General features: G+C 71.7%; 13 protein-coding genes. 6 read left to right on the top strand and 7 right to left on the bottom strand.

What is annotated here, in order from left to right; genetic code table 11:
• The first annotated feature begins 274 nt into the window (after window positions 1–274).
• The 4 genes from miv_RS02750 (at window position 275) to miv_RS02735 (ending at window position 3,362) form a co-directional block, all read left to right on the top strand.
• On the top strand, window positions 275–673 hold the full coding sequence (locus tag miv_RS02750; protein WP_207181328.1) for a DUF6460 domain-containing protein: 399 nt from the start codon (window positions 275–277) through the stop codon (window positions 671–673).
• 32 nt (window positions 674–705) lie between these two features.
• Window positions 706–2,076, top strand: a complete 1,371-nt coding sequence (locus tag miv_RS02745; protein WP_058617421.1) for an MATE family efflux transporter — start codon at window positions 706–708, stop codon at window positions 2,074–2,076.
• Complete coding sequence (locus miv_RS02740; protein WP_244748833.1) at window positions 2,073–2,486, top strand: GFA family protein; 414 nt, start codon at window positions 2,073–2,075, stop codon at window positions 2,484–2,486. Before miv_RS02745 ends, miv_RS02740 begins: the two co-directional genes overlap by 4 nt.
• 63 nt (window positions 2,487–2,549) lie before the next feature.
• Window positions 2,550–3,362 carry a class I SAM-dependent methyltransferase gene (locus miv_RS02735; protein ID WP_207181327.1) on the top strand — a complete coding sequence of 271 codons (813 nt, stop codon included), beginning with the start codon at window positions 2,550–2,552 and terminating at the stop codon, window positions 3,360–3,362.
• 4 nt (window positions 3,363–3,366) lie between these two features.
• Here miv_RS02735 and miv_RS02730 read toward each other — a convergent pair whose 3' ends face one another.
• Together miv_RS02730 and miv_RS02725 are read right to left on the bottom strand one after the other, a co-directional pair.
• The gene (locus miv_RS02730) at window positions 3,367–4,440 is read right to left on the bottom strand and encodes a quinone-dependent dihydroorotate dehydrogenase (RefSeq protein WP_058617419.1); all 1,074 of its coding nucleotides are present in this window, start codon (window positions 4,438–4,440) and stop codon (window positions 3,367–3,369) included.
• Window positions 4,441–4,442: 2 nt separating this feature from the next.
• Window positions 4,443–4,790, bottom strand: a complete 348-nt coding sequence (locus miv_RS02725) for a DUF952 domain-containing protein (RefSeq protein ID WP_048430783.1) — start codon at window positions 4,788–4,790, stop codon at window positions 4,443–4,445.
• A 144-nt stretch (window positions 4,791–4,934) separates the two neighbouring features.
• Between miv_RS02725 and miv_RS02720 the strand changes: the two genes are divergently transcribed.
• Window positions 4,935–5,570: a S24 family peptidase gene (locus tag miv_RS02720; RefSeq protein WP_048430589.1), complete on the top strand. Its 636-nt coding sequence runs from the start codon at window positions 4,935–4,937 to the stop codon at window positions 5,568–5,570.
• 24 nt (window positions 5,571–5,594) lie between these two features.
• Here miv_RS02720 and miv_RS02715 read toward each other — a convergent pair whose 3' ends face one another.
• From miv_RS02715 to miv_RS02695, 5 genes are all read right to left on the bottom strand, one after another.
• Window positions 5,595–9,149, bottom strand: a complete 3,555-nt coding sequence (locus miv_RS02715; protein ID WP_207183364.1) for a PAS domain-containing hybrid sensor histidine kinase/response regulator — start codon at window positions 9,147–9,149, stop codon at window positions 5,595–5,597.
• Between the two features lie 96 nt (window positions 9,150–9,245).
• On the bottom strand, window positions 9,246–9,419 hold the full coding sequence (locus miv_RS02710; RefSeq protein WP_207181326.1) for a metallothionein: 174 nt from the start codon (window positions 9,417–9,419) through the stop codon (window positions 9,246–9,248).
• Between the two features lie 3 nt (window positions 9,420–9,422).
• Window positions 9,423–9,767 (bottom strand): ArsR/SmtB family transcription factor, encoded by a 345-nt coding sequence (locus miv_RS02705; protein WP_244748831.1) that lies wholly within the window; start codon window positions 9,765–9,767, stop codon window positions 9,423–9,425.
• A gap of 218 nt (window positions 9,768–9,985) precedes the next feature.
• Window positions 9,986–11,530, bottom strand: coding sequence for a glycogen synthase GlgA (glgA, locus tag miv_RS02700; RefSeq protein ID WP_207181324.1), 1,545 nt, complete (start codon window positions 11,528–11,530; stop codon window positions 9,986–9,988).
• A gap of 227 nt (window positions 11,531–11,757) precedes the next feature.
• Entirely contained in the window at window positions 11,758–13,440 is a 1,683-nt protein-coding gene (locus miv_RS02695; RefSeq protein ID WP_207181322.1) for an alpha-amylase family glycosyl hydrolase, read from the bottom strand.
• Window positions 13,441–14,208: 768 nt separating this feature from the next.
• Between miv_RS02695 and miv_RS02690 the strand changes: the two genes are divergently transcribed.
• On the top strand, window positions 14,209–16,728 hold the full coding sequence (locus miv_RS02690) for a glycogen/starch/alpha-glucan phosphorylase (protein ID WP_207181320.1): 2,520 nt from the start codon (window positions 14,209–14,211) through the stop codon (window positions 16,726–16,728).
• The last annotated feature ends 289 nt before the right edge of the window (window positions 16,729–17,017 follow it).

The following is a 17,017-nucleotide window of genomic DNA, read 5'->3' as shown; positions in this document are numbered from 1 at the left end:
TCGGGGTTGCGGGTGGGCCCTCGTCCGGCCCGGGGTGGTCGGATGCTCCCGTTCAGGCTCGTCCTGTCACACCGGGCATCTTGGGATGGGCATCCTTGGAACGGGCATCTTGGGATAATCCGCGAAGGTTGCCATCTCAGGTGCGGATTGCCAAACGGTGCAATGCGCCAGGCCGCGCCGGGTTTCGTCCGATCCGTGACAATCCCGCCACGGTCGGGGAGCATCGCCGCTCCGCAAGCCGGGGACGGGCAACGGCGAGGGGTCGCGAGGACACATGAGCGAGCAGAGATTCCAACGGCCCTTCGGCGGCCAGGGTCCCCGGGGCCAGGATTCCTTCGGCCAGAATTCCTTCGGCCAGGATCCCTACGGCCAGGGGCCGGGCGGCTACGATCCGGGCCGCGACGGCCGCTCCTCGGGCCTGCACCGTTTCCTCGGTGGCTCGCCCGGGGCGGTGCTGCTGCGGCTCGTGTTCCTGTCGGTCCTCGTCGGCGCCGGCATGGCGATGCTCGGGGTCACGCCCGGGATCCTGTTCGCCCAGGCCTACGACACCGTGCGCTCGCTGCTCGAGCTGAGCTTCGACACGTTCCACGATGCCGGCCGCTGGTTCGTCGCCGGCGCGGCGGTGGTGGTGCCGCTCTGGCTCCTGTCGCGCGTCTTCGCCCGCGGGCGCTGAACGCGCGCGACGAGAGCATCGGAACGAGATCGATGAACCCTGCCGCCGCGGGCCCGGGAGCGGGCCCGGAGGTCACGCATCGCCGCATGCTGGCGCTCGCCGTGCCGATCACGCTCGCCAACGTCACGACGCCGCTCCTCGGCCTCGTCGGGACGGCGGCGATCGGGCGGCTCGGCGACGCCGCGCTCCTCGGAGCGCTTGCGCTGGGCGCCGTGGCGTTCGACTACCTGTTCTGGACCTTCGGCGCCCTGCGCATGGCCACCGCCGGCCTCACCGCGCAGGCGACCGGGGCCGGGAACACCGCCGAGATCGACCGAACGCTGGCCCGGGCGCTCGCCGCGGCGCTGGCGGTCGGCCTCGTCATGGTGGCGCTGCAGGGCCCGCTCGCGGCGGCCGCCTTCCGGCTGTTCGGGGCGAGCCCGGCGGTGACCGGGGCGTTCGCGGCGTATTTTTCGGTGCGGATCTGGTGCGCGCCGTTCACGCTGGCGAACTACGCGATCCTCGGCTCGACCCTCGGGCGCGGCCGCACCGATCTCGGCCTCGCGCTCCAGGTCGCCATCAACGCCGTCAACGTGGCGCTGACCCTGCTGTTCGTGCTCTGGGCGGATGACGGCGTCGCCGGGGCGGCGCTCGCCACGGTGCTGGCCGAGGTCGCCGGCACGGTCCTCGGGCTCGGGGTGCTGCACCGGCTCGGCTCCCGGCCCTGGCGCGTGCCTGTCGCCGAGATCGTCGAGCGGGCCGGCCTCACCCGGATGCTGGCGGTCAACGGCGACGTGATGGTGCGCACCCTGGCGCTGATCACGGCGCTCGCGCTCTTCTCCGCCCTCGGGGCGCGGGCCGGGGATGCGACGCTCGCCGCCAACGCCGTCCTGCAGAACCTCTTCCTCGTCGGCAGCTTCTTCCTCGACGGCTTCGCCACCGCCGCCGAGGTCCTGTGCGGCCAGGCGCTCGGCGCCCGCGACGAGGGCCGGTTCCGGGCCGCGGTGCGGCTGTCCCTCGGCTGGTGCCTCGGCTTCGCGCTCGCGGTCTCGGGCCTCTTCCTCGGCCTGGGCGGTGCCTTCATCGACGCGGTCACCACCGCGCCGGAGGTACGGGCGGTCGCCCGAGACTATCTCGTCTATGCCGCGCTCACGCCGCTCGCCGCCGCGGCGGCCTTCGCGTTTGACGGCGTCTATGTCGGGGCGACCTGGACCCGGCCGATGCGCAACCTGATGCTGGCGGCCCTCGCCGTCGACGTCGCGGTGCTGGCGCTCACGCGGGGGACGGGCAATACCGGGCTGTGGCTCGCCATGCTGGCCTTCCTCGCCGCCCGCGGCCTCGGCCAGGCACTGCTCTATCCGCGGCTCGTCGACGGCGCCTTCCCGCAGGCCGCGGCCGGGCGAGCGGCCGAGGCGGCCCGGTGAGCGCCGGCGGCCCGATCACCGGCGGATGCCGCTGCGGCGCGGTCCGCTACGCGGCGGGCGGGGAGCCGTGGAACCGGACCGTCTGCCACTGCGCCGATTGCCGGGGGGCCACCGGTGCCCCGATGGTCGGCTGGATCACGGTGCGGCGCGACGCCTGCCGCTTCGCCGCCGGCAGCCCGGTCTGGCACCGTTCGAGCCCGCGGGCGGAGCGGGCCTTCTGCCCGACCTGCGGCACGCCGCTGGCCTACCGGGCCGACGCGCTGCCGGACGAGATCGACCTCACCCTGGCGAGCCTCGACGACCCGGAGCGGTATCCCCCGCACGACCACGTCTGGGTGTCCCGGCGCCTGTCCTGGGTCGCGCTTCCCGAGGGGCTGCCGGCCTACCCGACGGCGCGGGACGACGCCTGATCCCGCCCTCCGCCGACCCGCCGCTTCACGAGACGAACCCCACACGATGACTCCCGCAAGATGATGGCGGATCCGCCCACGCAGCCCGCCCCGCCGTTCCTCGCCCCGCGGGTGGTGGACGACCCGGCGGCGTGCACCTTCAACCACACGATCGACCTGCCCGGGCACGGCACCGTGCCGGGGACCTGGGACCTGCGGGCGGGGCTCGACGCCTATCTCGGCGGCGTCGCGGTGGCGGGCAAGCGCGTGCTCGATTTCGGCGCCACCAGCGGCTTCCTCGGCTTCGCCATGGAGGCGCGGGGCGCCGAGGTGGTGGCCTACGACTTTTCCGGCGAGGCCTGCTGGGAGATGGTGCCCTACCCGGATTTCGAGCGCGCCGTGATCGCGCCGGAGATCCGCAACCACCTGCATCGGTTCGAGAACGCCTACTGGTACGCCCACGCCGCCCTCGGCTCCCGGGCGCGGCGGGCGGGCGGCTCGCTCTACGATGTGCCGGAGGCGGTGGGTCCCGTCGACATCGCGGTGCTGGGCAACGCGCTCACGCGCCTGCGCGACCCGTTCCGGGCGCTCCACGGCGTCCTGCGGCTCACCCGCGAGACCGTGGTGGTGACCGAGATGCTGCCGAAATCGCTGCATCTCCTGCGCTTCCTGCCGCGCCGGGTCGGCCTGCCGGTCTTCCTCCTGCCGCGCAGCGACCAGCGGATCCGCTTCGATGCCTGGTGGACCATCGCGCCGACGACGATGCAGGAGCTGCTGGCGATTCTCGGCTTCGGCGAATCGGCGGTGACGTATCACCGCCAGTCGCTGCTGGGTCAGAAGCGCCTCTGCTACACGGTCGTGGCCCGGCGCACCGAGCCGACCAACCCGGAGCTGTGATCCGTCAGGCCGACGTCGCCAGGTCCGCCGCGTCGCGGCCGACGATCCCGGCGAGGCTCGGCACGCCCTCGGCCTCCATCCGCTCGACCAGCCCGGCCTTGATGTCGCGCACGAGGCCCGGACCCGCATAGACGAGGGCCGAGTAGAGCTGGACCAGGCTCGCCCCGGCCCGGATCTTGGTCCAGGCGGCCTCCGCCGAATCGACCCCGCCGACGCCGATCAGCGGCAGCGCGGTACCGACCCGCAGGTAGGTCTCGGCGAGGAGCCGGGTCGCGGGCGAGAAGAGCGGCCGGCCGGACAGGCCGCCGGTCTCGGCCTTCGCCGCCGCCCGCAGGCTCGCCGGCCGCGCCACGGTGGTGTTCGAGACCACGAGTGCGTCGATGCCGCGGCGCCGGGCGGTGGCGGTCATCGCGTCGAGGCCGTCGAGGCCGATATCCGGCGCGATCTTGAGCAGCACGGCGGTGCCCGCCCCCGCCTCGTCGCGGGCCGCGACCACCCGGGCGAGGAGATCGTCGAGGAAGGCCTCGCCCTGGAGGTCGCGCAGGCCCGGGGTGTTGGGCGAGGAGACGTTGACGGTGATGAAGTCGACGAGGCCGGCCAGCCCCTTCGTGCAGGCGACGTAATCGGCCAGCCGGTCCGTCGCCTCCTTGTTGGCCCCGATATTGACCCCGACGATGCCGGGCCGGCCGCGGCGGGCCTCGAGGCGGGCGCGCACCACCGCCAGCCCCTCGCTGTTGAGGCCGAACCGGTTGATCACCGCCCCGTCCTCCGGCAGCCGGAAGACCCGCGGGCGCGGATTGCCGGGCTGCGGCCGGGGCACCACCCCGCCGACCTCGACGAAGCCGAAGCCGAGCCCGAGCAGCGCGTCCGGCGCCTGCGCGCCCTTGTCGAACCCGGCCGCGAGGCCGACCGGGTTGGGGAAGGTGCGCGACATAACCGTTACACGGAGCCGGGGATCGTCGGCCGGCGGATCACGCAGAGGAAGGCGCGAGAGGCCCCCCAGGGTCAGGGTATGGGCAGTCTCGGGATCGAGGGCGTGCAGCAGGGGACGGACGAACGGGAAGACGGCCTGGAGCACGGTCAACCTCCGATGGAATCAGGAAAAACGTGACAACCGTCGGAGCCGACCGGCAGCGGCGCGACCGAGCGGACGGCGGAGAGCGGCAGCGGGCCGTAGAGATGCGGGAACAGCGCGCCGCCGCGGGAGGGCTCGAAGCGCAGGGCCTCGCCCAGGGCCTCGGCCTCGACCGCGACGAGGAGCAAATCATCCTGTCCCGAGAAGTGCTTGGCGGCGGTCTCGGGGGCCTGCGCGGCGGTCGAGAAATGGATGTAGCCGTCCGCCAGGTCGACCGGCGCACCGTCGAACCGGCCGGCCGCCTCGGCCGCCCGCCACAGGGCGGCGGGGCAGATCTTGTAGATGAGGGACATGGGGGCCGCGGATCTCCTCGGGGGGCGGGCGAGCGATAGCGGGCACGGGACGAAGCGGCAACGCCGTTGCCTTTCGGCGACGGTTCGGTAGTTTACATTTGATAGTTCGGTGGTGAACACCGACCGCGGCACGCCAGGTTTCCAATGCTGTCCCACGAGCGAATCTGGTCCGCGATCGATCACTTGGCCCAACGCAACAACCTGACGGCGTCGGGCCTCGCGCGCCGTGCCGGCCTCGACGCGACGAGCTTCAACCGATCCAAGCGGGTCAGTCCCGACGGCCGCAAGCGCTGGCCGTCGACGGAATCCCTCGCCAAGGTCCTGGCGGCGACCGGCGCCACGCTCGACGAGTTCCTGCGCCTGATCGAGCCGCGCCTCCCGGCCTCCCCGCCCGAATCGCGCATCACGGTGCCGGTGATCGACAGCGGCAGCGTGGCGAAGCCGCTCGGGGCCGACGGCCTGCCGGGCCGCGGCGGCATGCTCCAGGAAATGGAGCTGCCGGGCCTCGGCGAGGGCTGCTTCGCCATCGAGGTCCGGGGTGGAGGCCTCACGCCCCTCTACCGGGAGGGCGACGTGCTGGTGGTCTGCCCCCACGCGGAGATGCGCACGGGCGACCGCGTGGTGACCTGCCTCGACCGGGGCGACATCCTGGCGGCCGAGCTGCGCCGGCGCACCCCCCGGGCCGCCGAGCTGAAGGGGCCGCTGCCCGGCGCGCCCGACCGGGTGATCCCGGCCGCCGAGATCGCCTGGATGGCGCGGGTGATGTGGGTGCGGCACTGAGGGCGCATCCCTCGGGTCCGCCGCCTATTCCGCGGCCTGGCGGCCGCGCCACTGGGTCAGCAGGGCGCGGAGCGCCGCGGGCTTCAGCGGCTTGTTCAGCACCTGGACCCGCTGCGCCGCGGCGGCATCGCGCACGCCGGGCGAGCGATCGGCGGTGAGCAGTACCGCCGGGATGTCGGCGGCGAGCGCGGCCCGCAAGCCGGCGATGAGGTCGAGGCCGGTGCCCTGGTCGAGGTGGTAGTCGGCGACGATCACGTCCGGGCGGAGCGCGCCGCCGAGCACCAGGGCGAGCGCCTCGCTGAGCGAGCCGGCGGTGTGGAGCGTGCAGCCCCAGTTGCCGACCAGCACCCGCATCCCGTCGACGATCGCCGGCTCGTTGTCGACGGCGAGCACGGTGAGGCCGGCGAGCGGCACGGTGGCAGGGCGGGGTGCCTCGCCCTGCACCTCGAGGGACGGCCTCACGGGGGCGTCCGGTACCGCGACCGAGAAGGCCGAGCCGCGCCCGGGCGTGGAGGCAAGGGTCACCGGATGGTCGAGGAGCCGCGCGGTCCGCTCGACGATCGAGAGGCCGAGGCCGAGGCCGCGGGCGACCCGCGCACCTTGGTCGAGGCGCTGGAACTCGCGGAAGACCAGCCTCTGCTGCGCGGCCGGGATGCCGAGCCCGGTATCGCAGACCATCAGCACCACCCGGTCGCCGCGCCGGCGCGCGCCCACCAGCACGCGGCCTTTCGGCGTGTACTTGATCGCGTTCGAGACGAGGTTGTGCAGCAGCCGCCGCAGGAGCTGCCGGTCGGAGCGCAGGGCGAGGGACGAGGGCATGACGGTGAGGCCCAGCCCCTTCTCCTGCGCCATCGGGCCGAACTCGCGCTGGACCTGGCGGAAGAGGTCCGAGACCCGCACGATCGAGAGCTGGGGCTTCAGCGAGCCGGTATCGAGGCGCGAGATCTCGAGCAGGGCGGTCAGGATCTCCTCGACGGCGTCGAGGGAAGCGTCGACGTTCTCGGCCAGCGTCGGATCGCTGCCGCGGTCGCGCTCGACCAGCGCGCTGGCGTAGAGCCGGGCCGCGTTGAGGGGCTGGAGGATGTCGTGGCTGGCCGCCGCCAGGAAGCGTGTCTTCGAGGCGTTCGCATCCTCGGCCTCGGCCTTGGCCCGGGTGAGCGCCGCGTTGAGGCGTGTCAGCTCCTCGGTGCGCTCGCGCACCCGGCTCTCCAGCTCCTCGTTGAGGCGGGTGCGGGCCTCCTCGGCGGCGACCGAGTCGGTCACGTCGGTATAGGTCGCCACCACGCCGCCGTTCGGCAGGAGGTTGGCGCGGATCTCGATCACCCGGCCGCTCGGATGCAGCCGCAGGCGCTGCGGCCCGGATTCGAGCCGGAAGGCGGCGATGCGCTCGGCCACCAGGGTGTCGGCGTCGCGCACCCCGTAGGCGCCCCGGCCCGCGTTGTAGCGCACGATCGCCTCGAGCCCGATGCCGGTGCGGATCATCCCGGCCGGCAGGTCGTAGAGGTCGGCGAAGGCCCGGTTCCAGACGATCAGCTTCATGTCGCGGTCGAAGACCGTGATGCCCTGCTTGGCGTGATCGAGCCCGTGCTGGAGGATGTCGCGGCTGTACTGGAACGCCGCCGAGGCGTCGTCGAGGAGCTTCAAGGCCGCCCGCGGCGAGACGTTGCGCCGGCGCAGCACCAGCGACAGGGCGAGCCGGGCCGAGGAGGCGCCGATCGCCGAGGCGAGCAGATGCTCGGCGTGGCGCAGCTCGGGCAGGCCCGCCACCGCGTCGTCCGGCAGGGGCCCGCGCCCCTGCGCCTGGGCGAAATCCTTGAAGGCCCGTGCCGCCCGCTCCTCGCCGAGGAAGCGGGCGACCGTGGCGCGCAGCTCGCCCAGGGTCACGGCGCTGCGAAACAGCCGGAAGCTCGGCGTCACGCGCCCGGCCTCGTCGAGCCCCGACATCTGGCCCGACACCTGCCCGAAGGCCTCGGCCTGCAGCCGCTCGATCGCGCTCGGCGGACGCAGGAGCGAGAACGCCACGTAGGCGAGCGCGTTGAGCCCGAGGCTCCACAGCGTGCCGTGGACGAGGCGCGGCACGTCCTCGATGCCCATCAGCGCGGTCGGGCTCAGGGCCTCGATGCCGAAGGGGCCGTCGGCGATGAGCGAGGCGGCCCAGCCCTCCCCGGTGACGAGGCTCGGCAGCAGCAGGGTGTAGAGCCAGACCGCGAACCCGACGATCAGGCCCGCGGCGGCACCCGTGCCGGTGCCGCGGCCCCAGTAGAGCGCGCCGATGAAGGCCGGGCCGATCTGCGCCACGGCGGCGAAGGACAGGAGCCCGATCGAGGCGAGCGCCACCTCGCCGGCGACCCGCGAATAGGCGTAGGCCACCAGCACCACCGCGACGATCGCGATGCGGCGCACCACCAGCACGTAGCCGCCGAGATCCGAGGCGCCGGGCTCCGGCGACGGGGGCGCGCCGGCCACGAGGTTGCGCCGGCGCAGCGCCACCGGGATGACGAGGTGGTTCGAGATCATGATCGCCACCGCGACCGATTCGACAATCACCATCGCGGTCGCCGCCGACAGCCCGCCGATGAACGCCACGAGGGCGATGCCGTCGGCCCGCTCGTGCAGCGGCAGCGCCAGCACCGTCATGTCGCGCTGGACCGTGCCCTCCGGGAAGAGCGCGAGGCCGGCGAGCGCGAGCGGCACCACGAACAGGTTGATGAGCACGAGGTAGAGCGGGAAGGTCCAGGCGGCGCGCCCGACATCGGCGACCGCCCGGTTCTCCACCACCGCCATGTGGAACTGGCGCGGCAGCAGCAGCACGGCGGCGGCCGAGAGCAGGACCTGGACGATCAGCGTCGCGGGGCCCGAGGTCTGCCCGACCAGGGCGCCGAGGGAGATGCCGGGCACCGGGACGGGGGGAGCGTCCCGCAGCATCCAGCCGACCACGAAGCCGCCGACGGTGATGAAGGCCACGAGCTTGACGAGGGATTCGAGCGCCACCGCGAGGGTCAGCCCGTCCTGGTGCTCGGTGGCGTCGGCGTGCCGGGTGCCGAAGGCGACCGCGAAGCCCGCCAGCACCAGGGCGACGAACAGGCCGAGATCGCCGAGCATGCCGGCCGAGACCCCGACCCCGTCGGTGGTGCGCAGGAAGACCTGGAGCGAGGCCGCCACCGCCCGCAATTGCAGGGCGATGTAGGGCACGGCGCCGACCACCGAGATCAGGCAGACCAGCGCGGCGATGCGCTCGCTCTTGCCGTAGCGGGCGGCGATGAAATCGGCGATCGAGGTCGAGTTCTGGGCCTTGGCGATCCGCACCACCCGGGCGACCAGCCGGTACCCCAGCCCGACCACCAGGACCGGGCCGACATAGATGGTGAGGAAGTCGAGGCCGGTATGGCTGGCGAGGCCGACCGAGCCGAAGAAGGTCCAGGAGGTGCAGTAGACCGCGAGCGACAGGGCGTAGATCGTCGGCCGCACCCGCGCGTCGCGCATCAGCGTCCGCCCCGCCACGTCGCCCCAATGGGCGACCGCGAACAGGGCGCAGATGTAGACGAGGGCCGCCAGCACCACCGTCCAGCCCGCGATCATCGGCTCATCCATCCCCCGTCCGGATGGAGCCCGGACGCACCTGTGTCCGGGGCTTTAGAGCATGCCGGGGCCGGACGCACGACCCCGGCGGGCCGATCAGCCATGGCAGGTGCAGCCGGCGTGGTCGCAGCCGGCATGGTGGGGATGACCCTCGGCGCATTCCTCGCAGCAGAAGGACTTGCCGTCGCGGGAGACGGCCTTCGCCACCGGGACCGTGCAGACGCAGTCCTCGCAGGCGCACTTCACGGTCTCGACGTTGGGGCTGGTCATGGGTCAGGGTTCCTCGTGGTGCGAGTGATCGTGGGAGTGATCGTGGCCGTGGTCGTGCGGCTCGGTGAAGTGGGCCACCATGTTGCGCAGCACGTCGCGCACGTGATCGTCGTCGATCGCGTAGGCGACATGCCGGCCGTGGCGGATCGCCCGCAGGATGCGGGCCGTCCGCAACAGGCGCAGGTGGTGCGAGGTCAGCGATTGCGACAGGCCGAGGGCCTCGCCGATCTCGCCGACGGTCCGCTCCGTCTCCAGGCAGGCCAGCACGATGCGCAGACGATTCGGCTCGCCGAGGAGCCGAAAGACCTCCGCCACGTCACCGACCTGCTCGGGCGACAGGACCTTCACGCGGCCTCTCATCGACACATGAACACGTGCTCATGTATTCCTGCCGTAGGGGCAGATGTCAAGCGTCTCGGCGTTTTGGCGTCTCGGCGTTTTGGCGTCCTGCGGCGGGGTGGAGGCGGGCCGAACGCGAAAGACCCCGCGGTGCCGGGGGCACCGCGGGGTCTTGGAAGACCGGAAGAGTGGACGACCGGGAATCGGCCGGTCACGAGCGATCCGCCTCAGGCGACGGCGCGCGCCCGCATCAGCTCGCCGCCATTGCCGACGACGCGGGTGTAGAGCGAGGAATAGCCGTCGGCGGCCTGATCCCAGCCGAACTCCCGCGACATGGCGTTGCGCCGCATGGCGCCGAGGCGGCGCTTCGAGGCGAAGACGTCAAAGGCGCGGCGGATGGCGCCGCTCAGGCCCTTGAGCGAGGATTCGCCGAACAGGAAGCCGGTCACGCCGTCCTCGACCGTGTCGGCCAGCCCGCCGGTGCGGTGGACGATCGGCAGGGAGCCGTAGCGCTGGGCATACATCTGGGCGAGGCCGCAGGGCTCGAAGCGCGAGGGCATCAGCAGGAAGTCGCTGCCCGCGAACATCCGGTGGGCATCGGTCTCCTCGAAGCCGACCCGCACCCCGACCGAGCCGGGATGGCGCCGGGCGAGATCGAGGAAGGCGGCCTCGAAGCGCGGCTCGCCCTGGCCGGTGACCACGAGCTGGCCGCCCTCGGCGACGATCGACTCGGCCGCCGCGAGGGTGAGATCGACGCCCTTCTGATGGACGAGGCGCGAGACGATGGCGAAGAGCGGACCGCGCGACACGCCGAGGCCGAAGCGGGTGCGCACCGCGTCGGCATTGGCACGCTTGCCCTTCCAGTCGTCGGGCTCGAAGCGGGTGGCGAGGTGGAGGTCGGTGCGCGGATCCCAGGATTCGTCGATGCCGTTGAGGATGCCGGCGAGCCGTCCCTGATGGGCGCGGGTGCGCAGCAAGCCGTCGAGGCCGCAGCCGAATTCCGGCGTGGTGATCTCGTGGGCGTAGGTCTCGCTCACGGTGGTGACGTGGGAGGCGTAGTACAGGCCGGCCTTCAGGAAGGAGAGCTTGCCGTAGAACTCGACCCCGTCGATGTGGAAGGCGCTCTCCGGCACGCCGATGCGGCCGAGGGTCTCCCACGGGAACAGGCCCTGATAGGCGAGGTTGTGGATCGTCAGCACGCTCGGCGTGCGCAGGCCGCGCCAGGCGAGATAGGCGGGCGCCAGCGCCGTCTGCCAGTCGTTGAGGTGCAGGAGGTCGGCGCGCCATTCGGCGTCGAGGCCCTGCGCGAGTTCGGCGGCCGCGAGGCTGAGGCGGCCGAAGCGCAGGTCGTTGTCGGGGAAGTCGACGCCCTGGTCGCCGTAGGGCGAGCCGTCGCGCTCGTAGAGGCCGGAATTGAGGATGACGTAGACCGGCAGGCCGTCGCCGGTCTCGATCAGGCCGAGGTCGCAGGGCGGCATCTCGGCATTGCCGGGAAGGTGGGCGACGACCGGAATCTCGGGGTGGCGCTCGACGACCTGGCGATAGCCCGGGATCAGGATGCGCACGTCGTAATGCTGGCGCAGGGCCCGGGGCAGCGAGGCCGCGACCTCGCCGAGGCCCCCGGTCTTCACGAAATCCGCCATCTCCGGGGTGGCGTAGAGGATCCGCGGCTTCAGCGAGCCGCGCAGCCTCTCGACGGCCTCCCGCGGGGAGCCGCCAGACGACACGGCCGGCGAATGCCAGGCCGACCGCGTCGACGCCGGAAATGTCATGAATGAGCCCTCACGCCGCGAGCCGGACGGATTGCGAGCGGACGAAACCGCGACGTACTGCCACGACAACGCACGACTCCCGCTTTGGTTCCGTTGCATCGCAACAATATCATGCAATTCCGGGGCAGCAAGATTTTTCTCGTAAAAGACAAGAAAAATCCCGAATTCGCGCCCCGGATGGAAAGCTGTGCCGCGTGAGATCGGAGCTTAGGCGGGGAATAGGCGGATCAGCCCGCCGCGACCGCCGCGCGGCGGATCAGCACCAGCGCCTCGTCTCCCGCAAGTGCGAAATACCCCTCGGGCGCCCGTTCTCCCCGCCGGCCCCCGGCGCTCGACAGGAGGACTTCCCAGTCCTCCCCTGCCCCGCCGACGCCATCCACCCTGGGCTCGCCGTGGCCCGCCTCGATCCTGCAAGCCTCTATCCTGCAAGCCTCGTGCCCGAAATTGAGGGCGACCCGGATCGTCTCGTCGGCGTGGCGGCGCTCGTAGATCAGCACGTCGCCCGCGGCCGAGATCGGGCGGTAGGTGCCGACGCTCAAGGCCGGATGCTCGCGGCGGAGGGCGATCAGGCGGCGGTGCAGGGTGAGGATCGAATCGGACTGGTCCCGCAGCACCTCGACGTTGCGGGTCTGGGCCTGCGGATCGAGGGGCAGCCATGGCTCGACGGTGGAGAAGCCCGCCTGCGGGCCGGGCTGCCACTGCATCGGGGTGCGCTCCGGGTCGCGGCCGCGGCCGGGCTCGTTGTGCTCCCAGGGGTCGCGCACGCGCTCGGGGGGAATCGGCACCCGGCCGAGCCCGATCTCGTCGCCGTAATAGAGCGTCGGCGTTCCCCGCAGGGTCAGCAGCAGCACCGCCGCCACCCGGGCCTGCGCGTCGCCGACCCGGGCGGCGATGCGGGGCTGGTCGTGGTTGCCCAGCACCCAGTTCGGCCAGCCGCCTTCGGGCAGGGCCGCCTCGTATTCCTCGATCAGCCGCGCCACGGCGGGCGCGTGCCAGGGCGTCTGGATCAGCTGGAAGTTGAACGGCAGGTGCGCGCCCGACAGGTCGGTGCCGTAATAGGCCACCAGCCGCTCCAGCGGCAGGTAGATCTCGCCGATCAGCACCCGGGCGTCGTATTCCTCCAGCACCGCCCGCATCTCGGCGATCACCCCCATAACCTCGGGCTGGTCGGCGGAATGGATCTGGAGGAGGCGGTTGATCTCGGGCTCGCCGGCCACGTAATCCGGGTTGGCCGGATTGTCGCGGAGCGCCTCGTCCTTCATCAGGTGCCAGATCACGTCGACCCGGAACCCGTCGACGCCGCGATCGAGCCAGAAGCGCAGCACGTCCATCATCGCGGCGCGCACCTGCGGGTTGCGCCAGTTCAGGTCCGGCTGCTCGCGCAGGAAGGCGTGGTAGTAGTATTGCCCGGTCGCCGGATCGAGGGTCCAGGCCGGGCCGCCGAAATTGCTGATCCAGTTGTTCGGCGGACCGCCGTCGGGTCCGGGATCGCGCCAGATGTACCAGTCGCGCTTGGGGTTGTCGCGCGAGGCGCGGGCCTCGCGGAACCACGGATGGTCCTGCGAGGTGTGATTGGGCACGAAGTCCATGATCACCCGCAGGCGCCGGCGATGCGCCTCGGCCACCAGAGCATCGAAATCGGCGAGCGTGCCGAAGAGCGGATCGATGTCGCAGTAATCCGAGACGTCGTAGCCGTAATCGGCCATCGGCGAGCGGCAGACCGGGGACAGCCACACCGCGTCGACCCCGAGCCAGGCGAGGTAGTCGAGCCGGGCGGTCACGCCCCTGAGGTCGCCGACGCCGTCGCCGTTCGTGTCCTGGAACGAGCGCGGATAGACCTGGTAGACGATGCCGGCCTTCCACCACAGCTCTCCCGCGAGCAGGCGGGCGGGCTTCGCGTCCTCGGTCATGCGGGTCTCCTGATCAAGCTTCGCGGGCGGGTTTCATCGGATGAGACCGGCGACGCGGCGGCGGCGTGCGGCCATCGGGATGCGGCCGGGGTTGAGCGGACGGGCGGGCACCGTTATATATCGTGCACGATCGTAATGCTTACGATCGATCCACCCTCGGCCGGGGGTGCCTTGCGGGAAACCGCTTCCCCGCCTCCGGTTCCCCCGTCGTTCTCACGGAGGTCCGGGGCGTGGCGGGCCCGCATCAGGGATCGCGAGGCGATCGTCTCGCCGACCCGATCGGACCGCCGCGACATGCCGGACCACCAAGACACATCGTACAGCCAAGACACGATGATGACGCCGAGGCACCGTCATGACGCCATCGTCGGGCGGTAGCGACACCGATGGGGCATCGACCCGCGTCGATGCCCAACCGCCGGCAAGAGCGGGAGCGCGGGCGTGACGCCAGACCGGAGGTGCAACCCTGCTCCGTCGGTTGGCCATTCCCTAAGGGCATCGTTTAACCCTAAGGTCGGACGTGCGGACGATCTCGAATGCGTTCACACTCGCTTCAGGCCGGTTCGCCAAAATCAAGTCGCGTTCCCATGAGACGTGTCGGGGCAGCAACACGCGATCAATCGTGTGGTCAAGCTTGGCCCAGGCGTCTCGACATCGCCGTTCCATAGCCACACGATACTGCCGTGGCCGAAGGTTTGCTGCACAGCACGCGACGCGAGATCGCGCTGCAGCACCGGAAAGACCTACGGCAAGGAAGGGGGTTCCAAGGTGCTCAACGAAGCTGTTCTGACCGGTCGCCGCCGTGACGAGACCTCGCGGGATGCCGCCGAGGCGCCGCGCTCCTGGATGCCGCAAGCCGCGCCCGTGGCGCCCGCGGGCGACGACGTCACGGTGATGCGCACCGCGATCCTGGCCAAGCTCGCCTACGCCCTCGGCAAGACGCCCGCCACCGCCCGCGACCGCGACTGGTTCGTCGCGACCGCCCTGGCCTTGCGCGACCGGGCCGTCGCCGCCAGCGCCATCTCGGCCGGGATCGTGCCCCCGAAGCGCGTGCACTACCTCTCCCTGGAATTCCTGATCGGCCGCCTGCTCTCCGACGCGATGGGCAATCTCGGCGTCGCCGAGACCGTGCGGGCGGCGCTCGCCGGCCTCGACGTCGATCTCGACGCGGTGGCCGGCGCCGAGCCCGACGCGGCGCTCGGCAATGGCGGCCTCGGGCGGCTCGCCGCCTGCTTCATGGAGAGCATGGCGAGCCTCGCCATTCCCGCCTACGGCTACGGCATCCGCTACGATCACGGCCTCTTCCGGCAGGTGATCGAGGACGGGGTGCAGCGCGAGGTGCCGGAGACCTGGCTTGCCGAGGGCAACCCCTGGGAGTTCGAGCGGGCCGAGGCGACGTGCGAGGTCGGCTTCGGCGGCGACGTCGCCATGACCGTCCAGCCGGACGGCACCCTGCGCCGCGTCTGGCGCCCGGCCGAGACCGTGCGCGCCGTGCCCTACGACACCCCGGTGATCGGGCGGGGCGCCAAGCACGTCAATGCGCTCCGCCTCTGGGCCGCCCGCGCGCCCGAGGCGATCGACCTCGCCCGCTTCAATGCCGGCGACCATGTCGGGGCGGTCGCCGAGCGCGCCCGGGCCGAGGCGATCTCGCGGGTGCTCTATCCCAGCGACGGCACGCCGGCCGGCCAGGAACTGCGCCTGCGCCAGGAATTCTTCTTCACCTCGGCCTCGCTCCAGGATCTGGTGCGCCGCCACGTCGCCGAGCGCGGCGACCTGCGCTCGCTGCCCGATCACGCGGCGATCCAGCTCAACGATACCCACCCGGCCATCGCCGTGCCGGAGCTGATGCGGCTCCTCGTCGACGTCCACGGCCTGTCCTGGGAGGATGCCTGGCACGTCACCACCCAGACGCTCGGCTACACCAACCACACCCTGATGCCGGAGGCCCTGGAGACCTGGCCGGTGGAGCTGATGGAGCGGCTGCTGCCGCGCCACATGCAGATCATCTACCTGATCAACTGGATGCACCTCGAGGAGGTGTCGAAGCACGGCAGCTCGCCCGAGCACCTCGCCGAGGTCTCGCTGATCGACGAGAGCCACGGCAAGCGCGTCCGCATGGGCCATCTCGCCTTCCTGGGCGCGCGCCGCGTCAACGGCGTCTCGGCGCTCCACACCGAGCTGATGCGCCAGACGGTGTTCGCACCGCTGCACGCCCTCGACACCGACAAGATCGTCAACAAGACCAACGGCATCACCTTCCGGCGCTGGCTCCACAACGCCAATCCGGGCCTCACCGCGCTCGCCGTCGAGGCGGTCGGCGCGAAGGTGCTGGACGATCCGCGCCACCTCGAAGGGCTCGCGGCCTTCGCCGACGATGCGAGCTTCCAGGCGCGCTACGCGGCGGTGCGCCGGGACCGCAAGGAAGCCCTCGCCCGCGTGGTCGAGGATCGCACCGGCATCACCCTCGATCCGGAGGCGTTGTTCGACGTCCAGATCAAGCGCATCCACGAATACAAGCGCCAGCTCCTCAACATCCTGGAGACGGTCGCGCTCTACCAGGCGATCAAGGCCGAGCCGCACCGCGACTGGACGCCCCGGGTCAAGCTCTTCGCCGGCAAGGCCGCGCCGAGCTACCATCAGGCCAAGCTGATCATCCGGCTTGCCAGCGACGTGGCCAAGCGCGTCAACGCCGATCCGGACGTGGCCGGCCGCCTGACGGTGGCCTTCGTGCCGAACTACTCGGTGAGCCTCGCCGAATCGATCATCCCGGCGGCGGACCTCTCGGAGCAGATCTCGACCGCGGGCCTGGAGGCCTCGGGCACCGGCAACATGAAGCTGGCGCTCAACGGCGCGCTCACCATCGGCACGCTCGACGGCGCCAATATCGAGATCAAGGACCATGTCGGTCCCGACAACATCTTCATCTTCGGCCTCGACGCGGCCGGCGTCCAGCGCACGCAGAGCCAGCCGGGCTACGCCGCCCGCGCCATCGCGGCCTCGCCCCGTCTGCGCGCTGCCCTCGACATGATCGCCGCGGGCGGGTTCTCGCCGGGCGAGCCGGGCCGCTTCCGCCCGCTCGTCGACGAACTGACCCACGGCGACCGCTTCCTGCTCACCGCCGACTTCGACGATTACTGGCGCGCCCAGCGCGAGGTCGACGCGGCCTGGCGCAAGCCGAAGACCTGGTGGAAATCGGCGATCCTCAACACCGCGCGGACCGCGTGGTTCTCGTCGGACCGGACGATGCGGGAATACGCCGAGGAGATCTGGCGGGTGCGGGTGGGCTGACGCCCTCCGACCCTATGACCAAAAGAGAAGCCCTGCGGCGCGAGCCGCGGGGCTTCTTTGCGATGTCCAGGCGAGGCCGCAAAGCCACCGGCCTGCCTCGATCTCGCCCCGCCTGGAGCAAGCGCACAGGGCCGGACACGCGTCCGGCTGGGATAGGGGGATGGATGTGCCTGGCAACGGCAACTCGCCCCCGGACTATGTGGCGGCGGCGGACACCAAGACCCGACCGCTTCCGATGCACGGCCCCTTGGCGGCGATGTCGGCACGAGATATGTACGTGATGACGTAC

Origin of the sequence: Methylobacterium indicum (assembly GCF_017347565.1) — a bacterium.
GTDB lineage: Bacteria > Pseudomonadota > Alphaproteobacteria > Rhizobiales > Beijerinckiaceae > Methylobacterium > Methylobacterium indicum.
The sequence above is the reverse complement of the archived record's forward strand: the minus strand, read 5'-3'. Positions and strand labels throughout refer to the sequence as shown.